Source organism: Streptomyces brevispora (genome assembly GCF_007829885.1).
GTDB classification, from domain to species: domain Bacteria; phylum Actinomycetota; class Actinomycetes; order Streptomycetales; family Streptomycetaceae; genus Streptomyces; species Streptomyces brevispora.
Genome location: NZ_VIWW01000001.1, coordinates 2,917,161 through 2,936,924 on the forward strand (window position 1 = coordinate 2,917,161; position 19,764 = coordinate 2,936,924).

At 73.0% G+C, this 19,764-nt stretch carries 15 protein-coding genes and 1 pseudogene; 10 read left to right on the forward strand and 6 right to left on the reverse strand.

The window, feature by feature from the left end:
- Positions 1 to 137: 137 nt before the first annotated feature.
- Both FHX80_RS13480 and FHX80_RS13485 read left to right on the forward strand, forming a co-directional pair.
- The gene (locus FHX80_RS13480; RefSeq protein WP_145764415.1) at positions 138 to 5,093 is read left to right on the forward strand and encodes a DNA repair ATPase; all 4,956 of its coding nucleotides are present in this window, start codon (positions 138 to 140) and stop codon (positions 5,091 to 5,093) included.
- A 29-nt stretch (positions 5,094 to 5,122) separates the two neighbouring features.
- Positions 5,123 to 7,111: an NAD-binding protein gene (locus tag FHX80_RS13485; protein ID WP_145764416.1), complete on the forward strand. Its 1,989-nt coding sequence runs from the start codon at positions 5,123 to 5,125 to the stop codon at positions 7,109 to 7,111.
- 3 nt (positions 7,112 to 7,114) lie between these two features.
- Here FHX80_RS13485 and trpS read toward each other — a convergent pair whose 3' ends face one another.
- Positions 7,115 to 8,173: a tryptophan--tRNA ligase gene (gene trpS, locus FHX80_RS13490; protein ID WP_425281685.1), complete on the reverse strand. Its 1,059-nt coding sequence runs from the start codon at positions 8,171 to 8,173 to the stop codon at positions 7,115 to 7,117.
- Between the two features lie 295 nt (positions 8,174 to 8,468).
- Positions 8,469 to 8,588 (reverse strand): annotated as a pseudogene (locus tag FHX80_RS36575) (DUF6126 family protein); the annotation flags it as partial.
- A gap of 406 nt (positions 8,589 to 8,994) precedes the next feature.
- Here FHX80_RS36575 and FHX80_RS13500 point away from each other — a divergent pair.
- From FHX80_RS13500 to FHX80_RS13515, 4 genes are all read left to right on the forward strand, one after another.
- Positions 8,995 to 10,080, forward strand: coding sequence for a saccharopine dehydrogenase family protein (locus FHX80_RS13500; protein ID WP_145764418.1), 1,086 nt, complete (start codon positions 8,995 to 8,997; stop codon positions 10,078 to 10,080).
- Positions 10,081 to 10,247: 167 nt separating this feature from the next.
- Complete coding sequence (locus FHX80_RS13505) at positions 10,248 to 11,366, forward strand: LLM class flavin-dependent oxidoreductase (RefSeq protein WP_145764419.1); 1,119 nt, start codon at positions 10,248 to 10,250, stop codon at positions 11,364 to 11,366.
- A gap of 4 nt (positions 11,367 to 11,370) precedes the next feature.
- A complete protein-coding gene (locus FHX80_RS13510; protein ID WP_145764420.1) occupies positions 11,371 to 12,024 on the forward strand; it encodes an FMN reductase in 654 nt (217 codons plus the stop codon).
- Positions 12,025 to 12,156: 132 nt separating this feature from the next.
- Entirely contained in the window at positions 12,157 to 12,579 is a 423-nt protein-coding gene (locus FHX80_RS13515; RefSeq protein WP_145764421.1) for a universal stress protein, read from the forward strand.
- A 179-nt stretch (positions 12,580 to 12,758) separates the two neighbouring features.
- Here the strand turns inward: FHX80_RS13515 and FHX80_RS13520 are convergent, their stop codons facing one another.
- Complete coding sequence (locus tag FHX80_RS13520) at positions 12,759 to 13,157, reverse strand: hypothetical protein (RefSeq protein WP_145764422.1); 399 nt, start codon at positions 13,155 to 13,157, stop codon at positions 12,759 to 12,761.
- A gap of 120 nt (positions 13,158 to 13,277) precedes the next feature.
- Between FHX80_RS13520 and FHX80_RS13525 the strand changes: the two genes are divergently transcribed.
- The 3 genes from FHX80_RS13525 to FHX80_RS34695 all read left to right on the forward strand — a co-directional run bounded on the left by FHX80_RS13525 (position 13,278) and on the right by FHX80_RS34695 (position 15,557).
- On the forward strand, positions 13,278 to 14,171 hold the full coding sequence (locus tag FHX80_RS13525; protein WP_145764423.1) for a hypothetical protein: 894 nt from the start codon (positions 13,278 to 13,280) through the stop codon (positions 14,169 to 14,171).
- A 144-nt stretch (positions 14,172 to 14,315) separates the two neighbouring features.
- Positions 14,316 to 15,275 (forward strand): NADP-dependent oxidoreductase, encoded by a 960-nt coding sequence (locus FHX80_RS13530; protein WP_145764424.1) that lies wholly within the window; start codon positions 14,316 to 14,318, stop codon positions 15,273 to 15,275.
- Positions 15,276 to 15,392: 117 nt separating this feature from the next.
- On the forward strand, positions 15,393 to 15,557 hold the full coding sequence (locus tag FHX80_RS34695) for a hypothetical protein (protein ID WP_167523529.1): 165 nt from the start codon (positions 15,393 to 15,395) through the stop codon (positions 15,555 to 15,557).
- 54 nt (positions 15,558 to 15,611) lie between these two features.
- On the opposite strand, the gene FHX80_RS13535 is transcribed toward FHX80_RS34695, so the two are convergent.
- Complete coding sequence (locus FHX80_RS13535; protein WP_145764425.1) at positions 15,612 to 16,016, reverse strand: RNA-binding S4 domain-containing protein; 405 nt, start codon at positions 16,014 to 16,016, stop codon at positions 15,612 to 15,614.
- A 281-nt stretch (positions 16,017 to 16,297) separates the two neighbouring features.
- On the opposite strand from FHX80_RS13535, the gene FHX80_RS13540 reads away from it, so the two are divergent.
- Positions 16,298 to 17,872 carry a VWA domain-containing protein gene (locus FHX80_RS13540; RefSeq protein WP_208764648.1) on the forward strand — a complete coding sequence of 525 codons (1,575 nt, stop codon included), beginning with the start codon at positions 16,298 to 16,300 and terminating at the stop codon, positions 17,870 to 17,872.
- Here the strand turns inward: FHX80_RS13540 and FHX80_RS13545 are convergent.
- Positions 17,821 to 19,032 carry a sensor histidine kinase gene (locus tag FHX80_RS13545; RefSeq protein ID WP_145764426.1) on the reverse strand — a complete coding sequence of 404 codons (1,212 nt, stop codon included), beginning with the start codon at positions 19,030 to 19,032 and terminating at the stop codon, positions 17,821 to 17,823. The genes FHX80_RS13540 and FHX80_RS13545 overlap by 52 nt on opposite strands.
- Complete coding sequence (locus FHX80_RS13550; protein WP_167523722.1) at positions 19,029 to 19,682, reverse strand: response regulator transcription factor; 654 nt, start codon at positions 19,680 to 19,682, stop codon at positions 19,029 to 19,031. Before FHX80_RS13550 ends, FHX80_RS13545 begins: the two co-directional genes overlap by 4 nt.
- Positions 19,683 to 19,764 lie beyond the last annotated feature (82 nt).

The window sequence follows — 19,764 nt, forward strand, 5'->3', positions numbered from 1 at the left end:
CGACGCCGTGTCCTCGAACGCCGGACGGGCCGGGGTGGTCGGCCAGGTCAAGCCCGTCCGGCGCTTGAGGACGGACGCCGGCCACCGCGCCCCACCCCACCCCCACAGATCCGCCCTCCCGTAAGGAGCCGCACCGCATGGACACCGGAACCCCGCCGCCCCCGGGCGGCCCCGTGGAGGCCGGGGCCTACGACGTGCTGCGCCGCCGGCTCGGTACCCAGGCCGCGGAGCTCACCCGCCGGGCCGAGGCGCTCAACTCCCGCCGCACCGAGGAGTTCGGCTCCACCGGCCTGCGGCTGCTCGGCAGCGAGCAGATCCGTACCGGGCAGCCCTCCGTCCCCCGCGACCTCGTCGCGATCGGCGGCCATCTGCTGTTCGGCTTCGAGCGGGGTCCGGGGCGGCGCGACGAGCCCGCCGTGGACGACGTACTCGCGCTGTACGGCGCCGATCTGGCCCCCGGCACCGACCCCCTCCTCACCGACGAGGCGTTCGTACGCGAGTTCGACGGGCTGCACCGCTACTACCGGGACGCCCGGCTGCTGCGGCTGCGCCGTACCGACGGGCGGCTCCTGGCCGTGTTCCGGACCGGTGAGAGCGCCGAGGACATCCGCGTCCTGCGCTGGGCCCTCGATGCCGACGGATCGCCCGGCGCGTTCCTCGACGCCCGCGGCGAACGCGATCACGTGTTCCCGCCGTCGCACGACTTCACCTGGACCGTCGCCGGACGCGAGGCCCACGTCCCCGGCCGGCACCCGCACATCGCCATCGGCGGGACAGGCGACGGAAGTGACGCGCGGCTGTTCGTCGACACCCTCGACGGCAGCCTCACCGTCAAGACCGTCAACGACACGGACACCCCGGACGGCATCTACCGGGAGCCGGTCACCGAACCCCTCCAGTCACTCGCCGACGCCGAGGTGGAGTACGCGGAGCTCGGCCCGCTGGTCCTGCTGCGCATCCGCCCGTACAAGGAGGAGTCGGCCCGCCACCTCGTCTTCAACTCGCTGCTGGGCACCGTGCTGCGGCTGGACGGCATCGGGCCCGCCTGCCACCGGCTCCCCGAGGACCAGGGGATCATCTTTCCCGGCGGCTTCTATCTGACCACCGGGACCGCCAAGACCTTCGACATCGCGCAGCCGCTCACCGACCCCGCCTTCGAGGGCGCCGTCCGCTCCCCCAACGGCGAGGACGTGCTCTACGCGTTCCGTTCCCGGGACGACGGCCGCAGCCTGCTGCTCCCCTACAACGTGATCCGCCAGGAGGTCGCCACCCCGCTCCAGGGCCGTGGCCACGCCCTGCTCGACGACGGCACGCTCGTACTCCTGCGGGACCCGGTGGAGGGCCCGGACGCCGGACCGGCCCGGGTGCACCCGTTGCAGCGCTGGCAGACGCCGTACGTCTGCGACACCTACGCCGCGTCCCACCCCGCCGGTACCGGACCGCTGGCCCGGATCGGCAACGCCGACCTGGTGCGCGGCATCTCCGACTGCCTCGCGCTCGCGCACAGCGCCGCCGAAACCACCCCGACCGGCGCCGTGTACGCGCGGCTGGTGGCGGACTGCGCCCGCGCCACCGACCGCTACCACTGGCTGGACGAAAGCGAACTCGGTTCTCTCGCCGAGCCGTTGACCGCTCTTCGGAACACCGCGCAACAGGTCCTCTCGGAGTTCGAGGGCGTCCAGGAACTGACCCGGCAGGCCGCCGACGCGCTCACCGAGAGCGCGGACCGGATCACCGCCCTGGTGCGCCGGGTCCGCGGCGAAGCCCCGCAGTCCGCCACCGACTGGGTCACTCGGCTCACCGAGCTCCGCAACGCGCACGGCCGTCTGGCCACGCTCGGCGAGATGCGGTACGCGGACACCGAGCGGATCGCCGAGCTCACCGCCGCCACCACCGAAGACCTCACCGCCGCAGGCCGGCGCGCGGTCGCGTTCCTGGCCAGGGACGACGCGTTCGCCGGCTACCACCGGGACATCGCCCGCCTGACCGAGGAGGCGTCCGCGCTCGCCACCGTCACCGACGCCGCCGCGCTCGGCGACCGGCTGGCGGGGATGACGGACGGGCTGAGCACGGTCACGGACGTCGTGACCGGGCTCGACATCGGCGACGGCGTGGTCCGTACGTCGATCCTGGAGCGGATCGCCGAGGTGCTCGGCGGGGTGAACCGGGCCCGTGCCGGCCTCGATGCCCGCCGCCGCGAACTCCTCGACCACGAGGGCCGGGCCGAGTTCGCCGCCGAGTTCGCCCTGCTGGGGCAGGCGGTGACGGGCGCGCTGGCCGCCGCCACCACCCCCGACGTCTGCGACGAGCAGCTGGCCCGGCTGCTGCTCCAACTGGAGAACCTGGAGGCGCGGTTCGCCGAGTTCGACGACTTCCTGACCGTGCTGGGCGAGCGGCGAACGGAGGTGTACGAGGCGTTCTCCGCCCGCAGGCAGACCCTTCAGGACGCCCTCGCCCGCCGGACCGAACGCCTCGCCCAGTCCGCCGCCCGGGTGCTGGACACGGTCTCCCGCCGCAGCGCCGCACTGCCCGACACGGACGCCGTCCACACCTACTTCGCCTCCGACCCGATGGTCGCCAAGATCCGCCGCACCGCGGACGAGCTGCGCGAACTCGGCGACACGGTACGGGCCGAGGAGCTGGACGGGCAGCTGCTCGCGGCCCGTCAGGAGGCCGGCCGGGCGCTGCGCGACCGCAGCGAGCTGTACGCGGACGGCGGGGCCACCATCCGGCTGGGCCGCCACCGGTTCGCGGTGAACACCCAGCCGTTCGATCTGACCCTGGTCCCGCAGGGGGACGGGCTCGCGTTCGCCGTCACCGGGACCGACTACCGGATGCCGGTCACCGACCCGGCGTTCGGTGAGACCCGCCCGTACTGGAACCAGCAACTGCCCTCCGAGTCCCTTGCCGTCTACCGCGGCGAGCACCTGGCCGCCCGGCTCCTCGCCGAGCGGGGAGCGGACCGGCTGGCCACCCTGGATCCTGCCGAACTCGCCTCCCTCGTACGGGAGTCCGCCGCCTCGGCGTACGACGAGGGGTATCAGCGCGGTGTCCACGACGAGGACGCCACCGCGATCCTGACCGTGCTGCTGCGGCTGCACGCCGGGGCCGGGCTGCTGCGCTGCCCGCCCGCCGTCCGGGCTGCCGCCCAGCTCTTCTGGGCGCACCGGACGGACGAGGCCCGCCGGACCTCCTGGACGCGCCGGGCCCGCTCGCTGGCCCGCGCCCGCGACACCTTCGGGCTCGCCCCGGCCGTCGCCGCCCTCCAGGAGGAGTGGGCCGAAGCCATCGCGGACGAGGACTCGGGCGAGAGCTCCCGGGCCGTCGCCTCGTACCTCTTCGAGGAGCTGACGAGCGGCCCCGAGGGGTTCGTCACCAGTGCGTCGGTCCGCACCTTCCTGGACAAGTTCCGCCGCACCACCGGCACTTCGGCGTACGACGAGGATCTCGCCGCCCTCCTCGACGACCTGCCGGCCCGCCGCCAGCTCGTCGAGGGGTGGCTCACCTCGTACTCCCGCGCGAGCGGATCGGACCTCGACGCGGGCGATCTCGCGGAGGCCGTCGCCGTGGAGCTCTGCCCGGAACCGGCCGTCTCCCGGTACGAGGGCGAGGCGCCGCTCACCGCGACCGTGGACGGTCTCCTCGGCGTCCACCCGCGCATCGACCGGGGCCGGCTGGTCCTGCGGATCGACGAACTCCTCTCCCGCACCGAGGAGTTCCGTGCCGTGACCGTGCCCGGTTTCCGCGCCTACCAGCGCCTGCGCACCGCGCTGGCCGCCGCCGAGCGCACCAGGCTGCGGCTGGACGACCACCGGCCGCGCGTGATGTCGGCGTTCGTCCGCAACCGGCTGCTCGACGAGGTGTACCTGCCGCTGATCGGCGACAGCCTCGCCAAGCAGCTCGGCACCGCCGACGCCGACCGGCGCACCGACTCGCAGGGCCTGCTGCTGCTCGTGTCGCCGCCCGGCTACGGCAAGACGACGCTCATGGAGTACGTCGCCGACCGGCTCGGCCTGGTTCTCGTCAAGATCAGCGGACCCAACCTCGGCCACGACGTGACCTCGCTGGACCCCGCGCAGGCCCGCAGCGCGACCGCGCGCCAGGAGGTCGAGAAGATCAACTTCGCGCTGGAGGCGGGCAACAACACCCTCCTCTACCTCGACGACATCCAGCACACCTCACCGGAACTGCTCCAGAAGTTCATCCCCCTCTGCGACGCCACCCGCCGCATCGAGGGGGTGCGGGACGGCGAGCCGCGCAGCTACGACCTGCGGGGCAAGCGGTTCGCGGTGTGCATGGCGGGCAACCCCTACACCGAGTCCGGGGAGCAGTTCCGGATTCCCGACATGCTCGCCAACCGGGCCGACGTCTGGAACCTCGGCGAGGTGCTGAGCGGCCGGGAGGACGTGTTCGCGCTGAGCTTCGTGGAGAACGCGCTGACCGCCAACCCGGTGCTGGCCCCGCTCGCCGGACGCTCCCGCGACGACCTCACGCTGCTGCTGCGGCTGGCCGCAGGCACCGAACCCGCGTCCGGTGCGAACCGGCTGGAGCACCCGTACACGCCCGCCGAGGTGGAACGCATCGTCGCGGTGCTGCGTCATCTGCTCACCGCCCGCGACACCGTTCTCGCGGTCAACGCCGCGTACATCGCCTCGGCGGCGCAGACGGACGCGACGCGCACCGAACCGCCGTTCCGACTGCAGGGCTCGTACCGCAACATGAACCGAATCGCCGAGCGGATCGTGCCTGTGATGAACGACGCCGAACTGTCCGACGTCATCGACGACCACTACGCGGGCGAGGCCCAGACGCTCACCACGGGCGCGGAGGCCGCCCTGCTGAAGCTCGCCGCGCTGCGCGGAACGCTCGACCCGGAGCGGGCCGCGCGCTGGTCAGCCGTCACCGCCGCCTACGTCCGCACCCAGGCACTCGGCGGACCGGACGGCGACCCCATGACCCGTGCGGTGGCCGCGCTCGGCCTCCTCGCGGACCGGATCGCGGCGGTCGAATCGGCGATCGGCCGGGCGGCGGACCCCCGCCGGCTCCTCGCCCGGCCCCCGTCCGGGACCCCGGGGGCACCGGAGGACCACTGACCGCGACGACCACCGGAACGGAGCAGGGCATGCTGGGTCATGTGTCCCCACTTCCACAGCAGCCCCAACGCTCCCCGTTCTCCGGCCACATGGTCGTCTGCGGCGACGACGCGCTCGCCCAGCGGCTCGCCGTCGAACTGCGCTACGTGTACGGGGAGCGGGTCACCCTCGTCCTGCCGCCGGGGCCCGACGCGGGACGGCCGGAACTGCCGCTGACCGGGCGCGGGCGGGCCGCCGCCCTGTTCGGCCGGATGTCGTCGGCGATGAGCCGCTACGGCGGCAGCGGGATCGGGCCCGGGGGCGGCGACACCAACGCCGGGGTGGAGGCGGTACGCATCCTCCAGGCGCCGGAACCCTCCGACGAGGCGCTGGAGGAGGCCGGTGTCGACACGGCCGCCGCGCTCGCCCTCGTCTACGACGACGACGAACGCAACATCCGCGCCGCGCTGACCGCCCGCCGGCTCAACCCCCGTGTCCGGCTGGTGATCCGGCTCTACAACCGCAAGCTCGGCCAGCATCTGGAGACCCTCCTCGACCAGGCGGCCGCCGTCGCCTCTCCCGGGCTCGACCAGACCGTGCTGGACGCCTCCACCACGGTCCTGTCCGACGCCGACACCGCGGCCCCCGCCCTCGCGGCGACCGCGCTCGCCGGATCCAGCAAGGTGATCCAGGCGGAGGGCCTGCTCCTGCGGGCCGCCGAACGCACCCCGCCCCGGGACGGCCGGCTCGCCGACCCCGGCCTGTGCACACTGGCCCTGCTCTCCTCCACCACCCATGACCCGGCGGGCACCGAGGGCTCCGACAGCAGCGGCGACGAGGGCCCCCGGCTGCTGCCCGACCAGGCCGAGGTGGCCGCGGCGACCGGGCGCGGAACGATCGTCCTGGAGGCCGTCAGCCAGAGCGGTCCGGCCTCCCCGACGCCCCGGATGGGCGGCCGGGGCGCACCGCTGAGCCAGATCTTCTCCCGCCGGCTGCGCTGGTCCGCGCTGGGCGTCGGCACCGCCGTCGTCGGGCTCGCGGTGGCGTCCACGTTCACCACCGGGGACAACGCGCCGCACGCCGCCTATCTGACCCTGCTCGACCTGTTCGCGATGGGCGACCCGGCCATCGGCGACCACACCGCCCGCCAGGTCATCCAACTCCTGTCCGGTGTGGCCGGGTTGCTGCTCCTGCCGCTGCTCGTCGCCGGGGTGCTGGAGGCCTTCGGCTCGCTGCGTACCGTCTCCTCGCTGCGCCGGCCGCCGCGCGGACTGTCCGGACACGTGGTGCTGCTGGGCCTCGGCAAGATCGGCACCCGCGTCCTGGTCCAGCTGCGCGAACTCGGCATCCCCGTGGTGTGCGTGGAGGACGACCCGGACGCGCGCGGCATCTCGGTGGCCCGGCGGCTGCGGGTGCCGGTGGTCATCGGGGACGTCACCCAGGAGGGCGTACTGGAGGCCGCGAAGATCCAGCGCTCCCGCGCCCTGCTCGCCCTGACCAGCATCGACACCACGAACCTGGAGGCCGCACTGTACGCCCGCTCGGTCAAACCGGATCTGCGGGTGACGCTGCGCCTGTTCGACGACGAGTTCGCCACCGCCGTCTACCGCACCCTGCGCACCGCACACCCGCAGGCCCTGACCCGCTCCCGCTCGGTCTCCCACCTGGCCGCGCCCTCGTTCGCGGTCGCCATGATGGGCCGGCAGATCCTGGGCGCGGTGCCGGTCGAGCGGAAGGTGATGCTGTTCGCCGTGATCGAGGTGGCCGGGCGTCCGCAGCTGGAGGGCCGGACGGTGGAGCAGGCGTTCCGGTCCGGTGCCTGGCGGGTCCTCGCCCTGGACGTCGCCCCGCCCGCGGGCCCCCGCCCGGACCCGGGCGCGCCGGGAGCGGGCCCCGCCGCCGAGAACCACCCCGGCGGCCTCGTGTGGAACCTGCACCCCGGCTACGTGCTCCAGCCCACCGACCGGGTGGTCATCGCCGCCACCCGGCGCGGCCTGGCCGAACTCCTGCGCAGACGGGACTCGTTGACGCGTCGCTGACCTTCAGGACGCGAGGCCCTGCCCCAGACCCCCCATCGCCTCACGCACGTCCCTCAGCGTCGCGTCGGCGATGGCGTTGGCGCGCTCGTTCCCGGCCCGCAGCACGGACCGTACGTACCCCATGTCCCGGGCGTACTCGGCCCGTCGGGCCCGCATCGGTGCCATCCGGGTGTTGACCGCGTCGGTCACGGTCCGCTTCAGGGCCGCCGCGCCCCCGCCGCCGATCTCCTCGGCCACGTCGTGCGGATCGCGGCCGAGACAGAGCGCGGCCAGCAGCAGGAGACCGGACACCCCGGGCCGCCCCTCGGGGTCGTACGTGATGTGCCGTTCCCCGTCCGTGCGCGCGCCCTTGACCAGGCGCGCCGTCTCGTCCGCGTCGGCGCCCAGCGCGATGGAGTTGGCGCGGCTCTTGCTCATCTTGGTCCCGTCGGTGCCGAGCAGCTGCGGCGCGACGGAGAGCAGCGCCTCGGGTTCCGGGAAGACCTGTCCGTAGCGCTCGTTGAAGCGCCGGGCGACGGTCCGGGTCACTTCGAGGTGGGGCAGCTGGTCCTGGCCGACCGGCACCAGATTGCCCTTGCAGAACAGGATGTCGGCGGCCTGATGGACCGGGTAGGTGAACATCAGGCCGCTGACGGAGGCCTGCCGGGAGTGCGCGATCTCGTCCTTGACCGTGGGGTTGCGGCCCAGCTCGGCGACGGAGACCAGGCTCAGGAACGGCAGCAGCAGCTGGTTGAGCGCGGGCACGGCGCTGTGGTTGAAGATCACCGAGCGTTCCGGGTCGATGCCGACGGCCAGGTAGTCCAGCAGCAGCCCCTCCATCGTCGCGTCGAGCCGCTCGGCGACGTCCCGGTCGGTCAGCACCTGGTAGTCGGCGATGATCACGAACACCTCCGCCCCGAGGTCCTGGAGCCGCACCCGGTTGTGGAGCGTGCCGAAGTAGTGCCCGAGGTGGAGTGCGCCGGTGGGCCGGTCACCGGACAGGACCCGGAAGCGGGCGGGGTCCCGGTGGATCCGCTCGTCGAGCGTGGCGGCGGTGCCGGTGTCGGTGCGGGTCATGGTCATGAGGGGTCTCTCCTCGCGTCGGTGAGTGCGTGGAGGACGGCCCGCCGGGATCGGAACCCGTACCGCGGAAGGGCAGAGAAAAAGGGCCGTCCATGTCGAACGGCCCTGGTCCCGCGCAGAAGAGGTGGCCGCTCCTAGGAGGAGCGCCACCAGTTCCGGCACGGTACGGAGGTCATGGCGCGAGCTTAGCCGAGGAGCGGGAGACGGGCGCGTTCTGACGCCGCTACGCGGTGGCTCGGACGCTCGCCTCCTGGCGCTCGCTTCCTGGCGCTCACCTCTTGCGCCTCTTGGCGGCTCACTTCTTGGCGTGCTCGCCCACGTAGAAGAGGATCCAGACGAAGCCCGCGAACAGGTGCGTGGCGAAGATGTAGATGAAGACGCGCAGGGCCACGCCGCGTTCCTTCCACGCCTCGCTGCCGCCGCCGACGTACTCGCGGTCGGACCCGCTCCCGGGGCGAGGCGCGTCCGTGTTCCCCGGTCCGGTCCCGCTCATGTCCGCCTCCGTCAGCCCGGGGCCCGGGCGGCCTCCGCACCCGTTCAGCGTACGCAGCACCGAAATCTCGGCCGGGGACACCGCTTGCGCTGTCCGGGTCCAGCGCATCCCGGAGCGACCCGGTGACCACGTCGAGGAAGGCCGTGAGGCCCTTCCGCCCGCGCGCGTCGACCCACGGGTCGAGGGCATCCTGAAGGCCGACCGTCGCAACCCGTGCCACCGGTTTCGGCCTTCCGGTTTCACGCCGCGCCGGTCCAGCACCTCGCCAGGGTCATCGCTTGTGGAGGCCGGTCGCGGACGGGCCGGATCTCGCCGGAGAGGAATTCGCATGACACAGCACGCACGCACCGGTGAGGTGTGGATCCTGGGAGCGACGGGCCGCATCGGCCGTGCCGTCGCCCAGCGCCTCGTGGCGCGGGGGCTCACACCCGTGCTGGTCGGGCGCGACGGCGAGCGCCTGCGCCGGGCCGGGGCGCGCCTGGGCCGGGGCGACGAGGTGAAGGTCGTGATCGCCGGCACGGCGGAGAGCATCGCCGGACACGTCACGCGGCAGCGCCCGGCCGTGGTCGTCAACACGATCGGCGCGTACGCGGAGACGGCCGTGCCCATCGCTCGCGCCTGCATGCCCGGAGGACACTACGTGGACCTGGCCGCCGACCTGACCGCCGTCTCCCGGCTGCTCGACCTCCACCAGGACGCGATCGCGGCCGGCAGCACCCTCGTGACCGGCGCCGGATTCGGCGTCCTGGCGACGGAGGCCGTGGTGGCGAAGCTGTGCGAGGACCGCCCACCCCCCAGCCGGGTGCGTGTCGACGCCCTGGCCTCGGTGGCGACCGAGGGCGGAGTCATGGGCCACGCGGTCGCCGCCACCGTCGTCGACGTGATCACCACCGGTGTCCGCCGCTACGCCAACGGCCACCCGGCCAGGACACGGATGGGCTCGGACCCGCTGAGTCTCGCCCTCCCCGACGGGCAGACGGTGAAATCCGCAGGCGTTCCGTCGGGCGAACTGCTCGCCGCGCAGCGGGCGAGCAGGGCCCCGTCCGTGACCGTCACCTCCGCCCTGGTCCCGACCGCTCCGGCCGCACGAGCGGCACTGCCCCTCCTGGGAGTGCTGCTGTCCGTCCCGGCCCTCCGGCGCATCGCCGTCCGCCGGATGGCCCGCACCCCGCTCAGGACCGCCCCCCGGCCCCGGCTGCACTCCTGGGGACACGCGGTCGTCACCTGGCCCGACGGCACCACCCACGAGGGCTGGCTGCGCGCGGACGACGGCATGGACTACACCGCCGACGTCGCCGCCGAAGCCACCGCCCGGCTCGCCCGCGGCGAAGGCAGACCCGGCGCCTACACACCGGCGGCCGCCTTCGGCCCCGACCTCGCCACCGCGGCCGGAGGCACCTTCATCCTCGGCTGAGAACGGAGCCCGCACGGACGGACACCCGCGCGGACGGACCCCAGCCGGACGGACGCCCGCGCGAACGGACACCCGCCGGACGGACCCCGCGGAATAGGGAGAAGGGGCGCCCCGTTGTAGGATGTGACCAGATAGTTCAACGTTCAACCACATTGGAGGCGGGTGCCATGCAGTTCGGGATCTTCACCGTCGGGGACGTCACCACCGACCCGACGACCGGCCGGACACCGAGCGAGCACGAGCGGATCAAGGCCACCGTCGCCATCGCGCGGAAGGCCGAGGAGGTCGGCCTCGACGTCTTCGCGACCGGCGAGCACCACAACCCGCCGTTCGTCCCGTCCTCCCCGACCACCACGCTCGGCTACATCGCCGCCCGCACCGAACGCATCATCCTGTCCACCTCGACCACCCTGATCACCACCAACGACCCGGTAAAGATCGCCGAGGACTACGCCACGCTCCAGCACCTCGCCGACGGCCGCGTCGACCTGATGATGGGCCGCGGCAACACCGGACCGGTCTACCCCTGGTTCGGCAAGGACATCCGCCAGGGCATGCCGCTCGCCGTCGAGAACTACGCCCTGCTGCACAAGCTGTGGCGCGAGGACGTCGTCGACTGGGAGGGGACGTTCCGCAGCCCGCTCCAGTCCTTCACCGCGACCCCGCGCCCGCTGGACGGCGTCCCGCCGTTCGTCTGGCACGGCTCCATCCGCTCCCCGGAGATCGCCGAGCAGGCCGCGTACTACGGCGACGGCTTCTTCCACAACAACATCTTCTGGCCCATCGAGCACACGAAGAAGATGGTGCGCCTCTACCGGCAGCGGTACGCGCACTACGGACACGGCACCGCCGAGCAGGCCATCGTCGGCCTGGGCGGCCAGGTGTTCATGGCCAAGAACTCGCAGGACGCGGTACGGGAGTTCCGCCCGTACTTCGACAACGCACCGGTCTACGGGCACGGCCCCTCGATGGAGGAGTTCACCCGGCAGACCCCGCTGACCGTGGGCTCCCCGCAGGAGGTCATCGAGCGGACGCTGTCCTTCCGGGACGCCGTCGGCGACTACCAGCGCCAGCTGTTCCTGATGGACCACGCGGGGCTGCCGCTGAAGACGGTCCTGGAGCAGCTCGACATCCTCGGCGAGGAGGTCGTACCGGTGCTGCGCAAGGAGTTCGCCGCCCTGCGCCCGGCCGGGGTGCCCGACTCCGCGCCCCTGCACCCGGCCGTCGCCACGGCCAACGCCACCGCAGCCGCACCCGCCACCGCCCCCGTCACGAAGGAGAGCTGACACCGTGTTCGTCACCGAACCGCTGAGGATCGTCGCCGTCTCGGCGGGGCTGAGCCGCCCCTCGTCGACCAGGATGCTGGCCGACCGGCTGGCCGGGGCCACCCGGGACCGGCTGGACGCCGAGCAGGACCGCCCGGTCGAGATCCGGGTGATCGAGCTGCGCGACCTGGCCGTCGACATCGCCCATCACCTGGTGACCGGATTCCCGTCGGCCGCGCTGGAGGAAGCGCTCGGCGCGGTGACGGAGGCGGACGGGCTGATCGCCGTCAGCCCGGTCTTCACCGCCTCGTACAGCGGTCTGTTCAAGTCGTTCTTCGACCTCGTCGAGAACACCGCGCTGACCGGGAAGCCCGTCGTCCTCGCGGCGACCGGCGGCACCGCCCGGCACTCGCTGGTGCTGGAGCACGCGATGCGTCCGCTCTTCGCCTATCTGCGGGCCGTCACGCTGCCGACGTCGGTGTTCGCGGCGTCGGAGGACTGGGGTTCGTCGGGCGACGAGTACGCCGACGGGCTGCCGGCCCGGATCCGGCGCGCGGGCGGCGAGCTGGCGAACGCGATCACGGGCGGCCGGGCCGTCTCCGGGGCGTCCAGGGCCCTCGGCCCGGACGACGAGGTGGTCCCGTTCGAACAGCAGTTGGCCGGGCTCCGACAGGCCTGACCGACGCAAGCACTGTGGTTTCATCCGATTTGATTAGAGTTGGCCAGGAAGGGCGTCGCCGGGAATCCGGAGGGCGCACCAGCGCACGCGCGCAACCGAGCCAAACCGAGCCAAACCGAGCTGGAGGCAGAGATGGGCAGGATCGTGGTGGGCGTTGACGGCTCCGAGTCGTCGATCAAGGCACTGCACTGGGCCGTACGCCAGGCGGAGCTGACCGGTGACACGGTCGAGGCCGTCAACAGCTGGGAGTACCCCGCGACCAGCTGGGCGTCCATGATGCCGGGCTTGCCGGAGGACTTCGACCCGCAGGCACTGGCCACCGTCTCGCTCACCGAGGCGCTGGAGGAGGCCCTCGGCGCCGCGGGAGCCGCCACGGTCAGTAAGGTCGTGGTGATCGGCAACCCGGCGCAGTCCCTGCTGGACCGGGCCGCGGGTGCGAATCTGCTGGTCGTGGGCGCGCGCGGATACAGCGGCCTCAAGGCCACCCTGCTCGGCTCGGTCAGCCTCCACGTCACCCAGCACGCGCCGTGCCCGGTGACGGTGGTGCGGGCCTGACGCGGACGAGTACGGGGGCGGGCCCGCGCATTCTTCGCGCGGGCCCGCCCCCGTCCCGTCACAGCGCCACGCCCTCACCGTCCCGTCAAAGCGTCACAACGTCACTACGTCACTACGTCACTACGTCACAGCGTCACGACATCCGCCGCCGCACAGGCCGGCCGGGACAGCCGGGGTGCTCAGTTCTCGTGGGTGTAGAAGACGTAGAACGCGGCCAGCAACATGCCCACCCCGGTCAGCAGGCCCAGCACCGAAGCCGCGAGCACGCTCTTGCCGGACAGGCTGTACAGGAAGCCGATCGAGCCGCCGAACAGCGCACCGTAGGCCGCTGCCCGCAGCTCGCGCGGCAGCCGCTTCTGCATCCGGCCCAGGCCGAAGCAGAGCACCGCGAGGACGGCGCCCGAGATCAGTCCGAGGGCGAGCTGCCCGCCGGTGAGCACACCGCCGTCCCGGACGATGGATGTCGCGTACCAGCCGAGGATCACACCGAGCGTGACGGGCAGCGCCCAGCTGAGGGTGGAGTGGTGCCGGGCACGCGCGCGCGTTCCGCGTGCCGTCACCGAAGCATGTGCGGCCATGGCGGGAAGCTCCTTCCGTCGCCCCCTCTTCCCTCCAGAGCACACCTGGTCGCGCCGCCCGGCAACTCGAATGGCTCACGGCCCGGAGCGCTCCCGGCCCATCCGGTATTCCCTGGTGAGGTGCGGACCTACATCTCGACGGCGCTCTCGGCGGTACTGCTGGTGCTGCTCGTCGTCCTGGTGCCGCTGAGCGCGCTCTCCGCCTGGGTCGATCTGGAGATCGACAACACGGACCGTTACGTCGCCGCCGTGGCGCCGCTCGCCTCCGACCCCGCTGTGCAGAACACCGTGGCCGACCTGATCACCGACGAGGCGATGAAGCAGATCGACGTCGGCCCGCTCGGGGAAACCGTCCGCGCCTTCCTGCACCAGGCCGTGCAGTCCTTCACCACCACCGATGCCTTCCAGGCCGCCTGGAACGCCGCCAACCGCACCGCCCACGAGGCCGTCACCGCCGCACTGGACGGCCGGAGCGGCGAGAGCGTCACCATCGACCTGGCTCCCGTGACGGAACAGGTGAAGCGGAACCTGCAGGACAACGGGGTGCCGTTCGCCGACAGCATCCCCATCGAGCACACCGACATCCAGATCGTCTCCGCCGACCGGGCCGACCAGCTGCGGCAGAGCTTCCGGTGGCTGCGGGCCGCGAGTATCTGGCCGGCCGTCGGCACGCTGGTGTTCGCCGTGCTGGCCGTGGGCGTGGCCTGGGTGCGCGGCGGGCCCGGCCGCCGGGGCTCCGCGCTCGCCGCGCTGTCCGCCACCGCCGTCGCCGGAACCGGCTTCGCGCTCGGCGCACTGCTGCTGCGCGGGGCGCTCGCCTTCGCCCGCAACCGGGTGCTGGCCGAGGTGCCGGGCAGCGAGACCGACGGGGCGGCCGCGGTCTACGACGCGCTGACGTCGTCCCTGCGCACGACGGTGTGGATCGTCTTCGGTACGGGGCTGGCCCTGGCGGTGTGCGCGGTGGCGGCCCGGATCTGGGCCCAGCGGGTGCTGCCCGCACCGTCCGCCGAATGACGGCCGCGACCGGGCACCGCTGAGCACCCGGCCCAGGGGCACCGGCCTGCGGGCACCGGCGTGCAGGCCCCGACATGCGGGCGCCGACGGGCCGGGGAAGAGTGGATTGAGTGCACTGCCGGGCGCGACTGGGAGGTCTTCCGTATGCGAGCCATCACCGTCGGCGCATTCCGGGCCGACCCCGCACTGGTCGAGATGCCCAAGCCGGAACCGGCGGCCGGCGAGGTACGGGTGAGGGTCGAGTACGCCTCCCTCAACCCGTACGACTGGCAGACGGCCGACGGCTCCCTGGAAGGGCTGGTCCCGCATGTGTTCCCGATGGTCATCGGCGTGGACTTCGCGGGCCGGGTGGACATGATCGGCAGCGGCAGCAACCGTTTCCGGGTCGGCGACAAGGTCTTCGGCCGGGCCGGGCCGCCGGTCGGCGCCGGTACGTACTGCGACTACGTCTGTGTATCGCAGGACGCCGCCATCACCGTCGTCCCGCCCGGCCTCGACGCCCGGACAGCCGCCGCGCTGCCGTCCGCCGGGATGACGGCCGCGCAGCTCCTGGAGACGGCGGCGCTCCGCGGCCACGAGAGCCTGCTGATCATCGGCGCGGCGGGCGGCGTCGGCAGCTGTCTGACCCAGCTCGCCAGGGCCCGGGACGTGCGCGTGGTCGCGGCGGTGCGCGGCGACGAGCGGGCCAGGATGGGGTCGTTGGGCGCCGCCGTCACGATCGACACCACCCGGGGCGTGACGGCCGGCTCGGTACGGGCGGTCTGCCCGGACGGCATCGACGCGCTGGCCGACCTGGTCTCCGACACCCCGGAGGCGTTCGCCGCCCACGCCGCGACGGTCCGGCCCGGCGGCATCGCGCTCAGCACCCGCGGCGTCGCGGCCGGGGCGGTGCTCCCCGAGGGCGTACGCGGCATCGACTTCCGGCTCGACCCGAGCCCCGTCCTGCTGGACGTCCTGGCCGCGGGCGCCGCGGAAGGGGTGCTGCGCGTACCCATCGACATCGAACTCCCGCTGGAGAAGGCCCCGCAGGCCCTGGACCGCAACCGGACCGGAGGGGCCCGCGGCAAGACCGTCATCGTGCTGCGGAACCAGCGACACCGCTGAACCCACCGCCCCCGCCCGCCCGTCCGCCGGTGTGCCCGCCCGTCCGCCCGCCCGTACCCGCGTGCAACCCGACGGGCACCTCGTGAGCAGGCGGCCCCGGAACCGGAAGCGGCAGAGGTGGCCGAGGTTCAGCAGCAACTCCGCGAACTGGCGGCGGGCATGAGGTCCAGCGAGGTCCTGACAGGGGTCAGTGCCGAACTCCCGGGCGACGAGGAGGGCGTACTGGCCCCCCTGCGCCAGGAGGTGGCGGCGGCCAGGGCCATCGCCTCCCCGCAGCCGTAACTCCTGCGAGCCCGCCCGCCGATCGAGGGCGTAACGGTCAACGGACGGCCCCGGTCACTCCGCGGGCGGCCCGTCCCCCCGCAACCGCTCCATCTCGCGCCGGTCGCGCTTCGTCGGCCGCCCCGTCCCCCGGTCCCGCACCGGCACCTGGATCGCGGCCTCGCGCGGCGGCGGAGGCGGACTGTTGTCGACGAAGCACTCCGCCGCCACCGGAGGTCCGACCCGCTTCTTCACGATCTTCGACACGACCACGACCCGGTCCCGGCCCGCGTGCCGGAGCCGTACCTCGTCGCCGACGTGCAACGCCTGGGCCGGCTTGGCGCGCTCACCGGCCACCTTCACATGACCCGCGCGACAGGCCGCGGCAGCCTGCGCACGCGTTTTCGTCAGCCGGACCGACCAGATCCAGACGTCGACCCGAACGCTGCCCGCCGCCTGCGGTGCCTCACCGGAAACCATGCCTCCGACTGTAGTGCGCCCCGATGCGCGAGGAACCGGGCCGCTCGCGTCAGCCTGGCAACTCAGCACTACAGGAATACATGTGAATGACGTACATCAGACCACCACGTCACGGTGACAGGACTCGGTCCGGAATCGATTTCGGCTCAGTTGTCCCTCAGGCGGGCCGCGCCACCGAACGGCCGGATCCGGCCGCTAACCTTACGTATCCGCCCTGGCCAGGGATCAATTCCCGCAGTACGGACATACATCGCACCCAACTCACGTGAAAGGCCTCGCCCATGGGCATTCGGAGCTTGCTGCGCAAGGTGTTCGGCCGTGACGTCACGGAGCAGGACGGCCCGACGACGGCCACGGTCCCGCCCCAGGGCGAGCGCACCCGGCCCACGGAGTCGGAGTCGGTGGCGGTGGACGAACCGGTTGCGCAGGCTGTGTCGGAGTCCGAACCCGCCCCGGCCACCAAGGCATCGGTGCCGGCCCCGGCCTCCTCCACGTCCCGGTCCGCCATCTCCGAGTCCGGCGCCTCCGGGTCCGCCAAGAACGACGGTGAACTGGCGGCGGACCTGGTGGCAGCCGCCTTCGACAAGGCCGCCGCCCCCACGCCCAAGGCGACCCCCCTGGTTCCGTCGCAGGGCTCCGGGTCCAGGACGAAGGCCGCGGAGGCGAAGCCGGAAACGAAGCCGGAGCCGAAGCCGAAGCCGGAACCGGAACCGGAGACGGAGACGAAGACGGAACCCACTCAGCTTGAGGAAGCAGCGGAGTCCGTGGCCCCGGAGCCCGTTGAGACTCCGGCCGCGGCCCCCGCCGAGCCGGTCGCCGAGTCGGTCGCCGCAGCCGAGACCGCGCCCGACCCGGTTGCCTCCGCCGAGACCGCGCCCGACCCGGTTGCCTCCGCCGAGACCGCGCCCGGGCCGATCACCATCGACATGAACCCGGACCCCGAACCGGAGCCGGTAGTCGAAGCAGAGCCGGTACTCGAAGCGGAACCGGTAGTCGAACGGGAACCGGCACCGGAGCCCGTACCCGTCACAGCGGAGTCCGCGCCCGAAGCACAACCGGAACCGGAACCGGCCGTCCCCGCGGCCGCCGCGCCCACCACGGAGACCTCCACGGCCCCAGAGGCCCCACAGTCCCCGGAGACCCCCGTGGCCTCCGAAACCCCCCAGGCCCCCGCCGACGGCAAGCCCGCGCTCTCCCTCGCCCGGGTCAAGTCCCGCGCGCCCGAGCTCGTCGCCCCGTACAAGGCCGCCCAGGCCGGGCTGACGGCGCACGGGCTGACCGGGCTGCGGGCCACCGTCTACCTGGTCCTGGACCGCTCCGGCTCCATGCGGCCGTTCTACAAGGACGGCAGCGCCCAGCACCTGGGCGACCGCACCCTCGCCCTCGCCGCGCACCTGGACGAGAGCGCCGCTGTCCAGGTCGTCTTCTTCTCGACGGACATCGACGGCACCGGCACGGTCGAGCTGGACGGCCACGAGGGCCGCATCGACGAACTGAACGCGGGCCTCGGCCGGCTCGGCCGGACGAACTACCACCGCGCCGTCGAGGAGGTCGTCGCGCACTACGAGAAGTCCGAGGCCACCGGCCCCGCGCTGGTGATCTTCCAGACGGACGGCCCGCCGGACGCCAAGCAGGCCGCCCGCCAGGCCCTGACGGACGCGGCACGACTGCCGCTGTTCTTCCAGTTCGTCGCGTTCGGCGACGAGGACGCGAAGGGCTTCGACTTCCTGCGGAAGCTGGACGCCCCGAACGCCGGCTTCTTCCACGCGGGCCCCGCCCCGCGCGAGGTCGCGGACGCCGCGTTCTACCGCGAGGTGCTCGCCGCGCTGCCCGCCTGGGTCGCCGCCGGCGCCTGATCGACCGGCAGGCGTACGGTCACGGCGAGCCCGCCCTCCGGGCCCGGCACCGCCGTGACCGTACCGCCATGCGCCACCGCTATAGAACGTACGATCGAAAGACCGAGCCCTGAGCCGGGCCCCATCCGGTCCTTGCCCTCACCCCGCCGGAACGGCTCGAACAGCCCGGGAATGTCCACCCCGTCCACCACCGGACCGGAGTTGGACACCCGGAGCACCCCGCTCCTCCCGCGCACGCCTCTGCCGCCGGTGACCAGGGACACCTCCACCGTCCCGCCGGCCACGTTGTACGTCACCGCGTTGGCCAGCAGATTGGCCACCAGCTGGGCCAGCAGCATCCGGTTCCCCAGCACCGAGCAGGGCACCGTCTCGACGCTCACCCCCGGATGCCGGCCCGCCTCCTCCGCCACCACCTGGGCCAGGTCCACGGCCTCCCGCTCGCCCTTCACGAGCCCGCGCTCACTGCGCGCCAGCACCAGCAGCCCCTCGATGAGCCGCTCGCTGCGCCGGTTGCTGTCCAGCAGCGTCTGCCGGGTCCGTACGAGGTCGTCCGGCGTCGGGTCGTCCAGGCCGACCTGGATCGCCGCCCGCTGGGTGGCCAGCGGGGTCCGCAGCTCGTGCGAGGCGTTGGCGATGAACCGCCGCTGGCTGTCGAAGGCCCTCTCCAGCCGGGCGAGCAGCGCGTCGAGCGTGTCGCCGAGCTCCTTGAGCTCGTCGTCGGGGCCGCTGGAGGCGATCCGCTCGTGCAGCGTGTGCTCGGAGAGCCGGCGCGCCTTGGCGGTCATGGCGTGCACGGGCCGCAGGACCCGCCCCGCGGTCCACCACCCGACGCCCACCGCGCAGGCCGTCATCACGAGCAGCGAGGCGGCGGACCAGATGAGCAGCTGATGACCGGCCGCGTCGCTGACGTGGTCGGTGAGGTCGTAGACGGTCGGCGGTCCGAGGCGCCGGCGGGTGACGAGGGGGCCGTTCACCGCGTAGCCGGGCTGGACGACCGCGGCCGTGCGGGCGATGGAGCGGGCCTGCGAGTCCGTACCGGCGCGGGAGGCCAGGTTGACGGTGACCAGCAGGGCCGTACCGAGGACCAGGAACACCCCGCCGTACACGAGCGCGATCCGGGTCCTGATCGTGGAGTGCGGCACCCGGGCCGGATGCCTCACAGTGCGTACCCGACACCCTGCACGGTACGGATCACGGCCGGTTCACCGAGCTTGCCGCGCAACTTGCTCATGCAGACGCGGACGGCCCCGGTGAAGGGGTCCGCGTTGGCGTCCCAGGCCCGCTCGAGCAGTTCCTCCGCGCTGACCGTCCCGCCGTCGGCCTCCAGCAGGAGTTGCAGCACGGTGAACTCCTTCGGCGAGAGGTCCAGTTCGTGCCCGTCCCGGGACGCGGTACGCCGTACGGTGTCGAGCCGGATGCCGTACCGCTCCAGCTGCGGCGGTACGGGCCGGGCGCTGCGCCGCCGCAGCGCGCGTACCCGCGACACCAGCTCGGGGAACTCGAACGGCTTGCCCAGGTAGTCGTCGGCGCCCAGGTCGAGCCCGGCCACCCGGTCCTCCATGGACCCGGCGGCGGTCAGCATCAGAATCCTGGTCCGGGAACCGGAGGCCACGAGCCCGCGGGCCACGTCGTCGCCGTGCACCCGGGGCAGATCGCGGTCCAGGACGACGACGTCGTAGTCGTGCAGCCCCAGATAGGCCTGGGCGGCATCACCGCTGTACACCGTGTCGACGGCGAACCCCGCCCGCCGCAGCCCGGTGGCGACGAGCTCCGCCAGGATCTCCTCGTCCTCGGCGACCAGTACCCGCATCGTGATGTCCCCTGCCTCGTGCACGCGTGTCCACTCCCTCCCAGGATGCGTCTTTGCTACGGGAAGCGATGTTTCGCAAAGC

Excerpts from the sequence above, each read along its gene's own strand:
- FHX80_RS13530 (WP_145764424.1), top strand. The coding sequence starts at position 14,316 with ATGCGAGCCATCACCGTCGGCGCATTCCGGGCCGACCCCGCACTGGTC.
- FHX80_RS13505 (WP_145764419.1), top strand. The coding sequence starts at position 10,248 with ATGCAGTTCGGGATCTTCACCGTCGGGGACGTCACCACCGACCCGACG.
- FHX80_RS13520 (WP_145764422.1), bottom strand. The coding sequence starts at position 13,157 with ATGGCCGCACATGCTTCGGTGACGGCACGCGGAACGCGCGCGCGTGCC.
- trpS (WP_425281685.1), bottom strand. The coding sequence starts at position 8,173 with ATGACCATGACCCGCACCGACACCGGCACCGCCGCCACGCTCGACGAG.
- FHX80_RS13500 (WP_145764418.1), top strand. The coding sequence starts at position 8,995 with ATGACACAGCACGCACGCACCGGTGAGGTGTGGATCCTGGGAGCGACG.
- FHX80_RS13515 (WP_145764421.1), top strand. The coding sequence starts at position 12,157 with ATGGGCAGGATCGTGGTGGGCGTTGACGGCTCCGAGTCGTCGATCAAG.
- FHX80_RS13535 (WP_145764425.1), bottom strand. The coding sequence starts at position 16,016 with ATGGTTTCCGGTGAGGCACCGCAGGCGGCGGGCAGCGTTCGGGTCGAC.
- FHX80_RS13480 (WP_145764415.1), top strand. The coding sequence starts at position 138 with ATGGACACCGGAACCCCGCCGCCCCCGGGCGGCCCCGTGGAGGCCGGG.
- FHX80_RS13485 (WP_145764416.1), top strand. The coding sequence starts at position 5,123 with ATGCTGGGTCATGTGTCCCCACTTCCACAGCAGCCCCAACGCTCCCCG.
- FHX80_RS13550 (WP_167523722.1), bottom strand. The coding sequence starts at position 19,682 with ATGCGGGTACTGGTCGCCGAGGACGAGGAGATCCTGGCGGAGCTCGTC.
- FHX80_RS13540 (WP_208764648.1), top strand. The coding sequence starts at position 16,298 with ATGGGCATTCGGAGCTTGCTGCGCAAGGTGTTCGGCCGTGACGTCACG.